Source organism: Moorena sp. SIO3I6, from assembly GCF_010672095.1.
On the sequence record NZ_JAAHHU010000806.1, the window covers coordinates 1 to 2,165 of the forward strand.

Sequence of the window (2,165 nt, forward strand, 5' to 3'; positions counted from 1 at the left end):
ATTCCACCCCATCTGCCCAAGAAGAATCGGATTCCTCTTCGGATTCCTCTTCGGATTCCTCTTCGGATCAAGCCCCATCTTCCTAGCTAGGTTTTTTGGTCTAGCACGCTGATATCCCCCGGATAAATCCCAGATAAATCACGGGGGCTAATCCCATCACTCTGGGAAAAAAGGTCAAAGAGCAAGGTACCTAAGCAATCAGCAATCAGCAATCAGCAATCAGCAATCAGCAATCAGCTGATAATCTCAGTCCTGGTATCAAGGACAATCTCACCCGAAATTATCTTAAATCAAAGGTTGTAATAGTTGAATCAGGTCTTCCGCTTGTCTGAGCCCCTCTATCCGTTGTTGAGGCTGACCGTTTTTAAACAGTACCAAGGTTGGTAACGCCTCAATGCCATACTGGGAAGCAAGCTGGGGGTATTTGTCCGTGTCAATTTTTACAACTTTCAAACGATCTTTGAGCTCAGCATTGACCTGTTCTAGGATAGGAGCCATCATCTGACATGGCCCACACCAAATGGCATAGAAATCTACCAACACGGGCACATCTGAGCCAGATAATAATTCTTGGAACGTTGTGAACTGCTTTTTAACGGCCATGAGCAAGAAACCTTTCCTAGTCCTTCTGCTCGATTCTAGTCCAAAATGATTGGAGCTGGATTAACCTAAAGATTCTTGTAAAGTTAACTTTGGAGGAAACCTATCCTGCCCACAGGAGAAGATTAGGCAGGATTGAAAACAATTCAAGGTTTATGGAAACATTACAGACATCTGGGCAACCATCTTCCCAACAATTAAGCGATCGCATAGCCATCGTGACCGGTGCCTCGCGAGGAATTGGCCGAGCTGTAGCCCTGGCCTTAGCTGGGTCAGGGGCAAAGGTTGTAGTCAACTACGCCAGTTCCAGTAATGCAGCTGATCAGGTCGTAGGGGCTATCATTGATGCTGGGGGTGAAGCTTTAGCACTTCAGGCTGATGTGTCTCAAGCTGAACAAGTTGATGCCCTAGTTAAAGGGACTCTCGAAAAGTTTGGTCGTATAGACGTGCTAGTGAATAATGCTGGGATTACCCGCGACAACTTGTTATTGCGGATGAAACCCTCAGATTGGCACGCAGTCATTAATCTCAACCTGACTGGGGTATTTTTATGTATCAAAGCAGTGAGCAAACTGATGCTCAAGCAAAAGTCTGGTCGGATTATCAATATTGCTTCAGTAGCAGGACAGATGGGAAACCCTGGTCAAGCCAATTACAGTGCTGCCAAGGCTGGTGTGATTGGCTTAACCAAAACCGTTGCCAAAGAGTTTGCTAGTCGTGGCATTACAGTCAATGCCGTAGCTCCGGGTTTTATTGCCACTGATATGACCACTGACCTTAAGTCAGAAGCCATTATCGAGCACATCCCTCTAGGTCGTTACGGTCAGCCAGAAGAAGTAGCTGGGATGGTAAGGTTTTTGGCAGCTGATCCAGCTGCTGCCTATATCACTGGACAAGTGTTTAATGTTGATGGTGGTATGGTTATGGCTTGAACCCCCCGGCAGGTCTGTGTTTCAAGTTCCGGAAAGTTTAAAATTGTCAGACGAATTAGCACTCTTCGTGTAAGAGTGCTAAATTTGCTAATGGAGACACAAAGCAACTTTAAACAACCAATGGCAAAAATCGTTTCGTTTGACGAAGAATCCAGACGCTCATTGGAGCGGGGGGTTAATGCCCTAGCTGATGCTGTACGTATTACCCTTGGTCCAAAAGGTCGTAATGTGCTTCTGGAAAAACAGTATGGGGCACCCCAGATTGTCAATGATGGTATTACCGTTGCCAAAGATATTGAACTGGAAGACCCCTTAGAAAATACTGGCGCTAGACTGATTCAAGAAGTCGCATCCAAGACTAAAGACGTTGCTGGAGATGGCACTACCACAGCTACCATTCTGGCTCAGGCCATGATTCGAGAAGGTCTTAAGAATGTGGCAGCTGGCGCAAATCCTGTAGCTGTGCGCCGAGGAATCGAAAAAACTGTTGCCGAGCTGGTTAAAGAGATTGAGGGCATGGCACAGCCGGTTCAGGGAACTGGGATCGCTCAAGTTGCTACAGTCTCCGCTGGTAACGATCCAGAAGTGGGTGAGATGATTGCCCAAGCCATGGAAAAGGTCACCAAAGATGGT

Annotated in this window: 3 protein-coding genes; 2 read left to right on the forward strand and 1 reads right to left on the reverse strand. The window is 46.7% G+C overall.

Annotation, left to right across the window (positions count from 1 at the left end; all coding sequences use genetic code 11):
• Window positions 1-285: 285 nt before the first annotated feature.
• Window positions 286-603 (reverse strand): thioredoxin, encoded by a 318-nt coding sequence (trxA, locus tag F6K49_RS42950; protein WP_075897990.1) that lies wholly within the window; start codon window positions 601-603, stop codon window positions 286-288.
• A gap of 152 nt (window positions 604-755) precedes the next feature.
• Between trxA and fabG the strand changes: the two genes are divergently transcribed.
• A complete protein-coding gene (fabG, locus tag F6K49_RS42955) occupies window positions 756-1,532 on the forward strand; it encodes a 3-oxoacyl-[acyl-carrier-protein] reductase (protein ID WP_293107684.1) in 777 nt (258 codons plus the stop codon).
• A 120-nt stretch (window positions 1,533-1,652) separates the two neighbouring features.
• The coding region (locus tag F6K49_RS42960; protein WP_293107687.1) for a TCP-1/cpn60 chaperonin family protein at window positions 1,653-2,165 on the forward strand (513 nt) is incomplete at its 3' end.

Bases quoted from the DNA above. Each gene is read 5' to 3' on its own strand.
- trxA (WP_075897990.1), bottom strand. From the start codon at position 603: ATGGCCGTTAAAAAGCAGTTCACAACGTTCCAAGAATTATTATCTGGC.
- fabG (WP_293107684.1), top strand. From the start codon at position 756: ATGGAAACATTACAGACATCTGGGCAACCATCTTCCCAACAATTAAGC.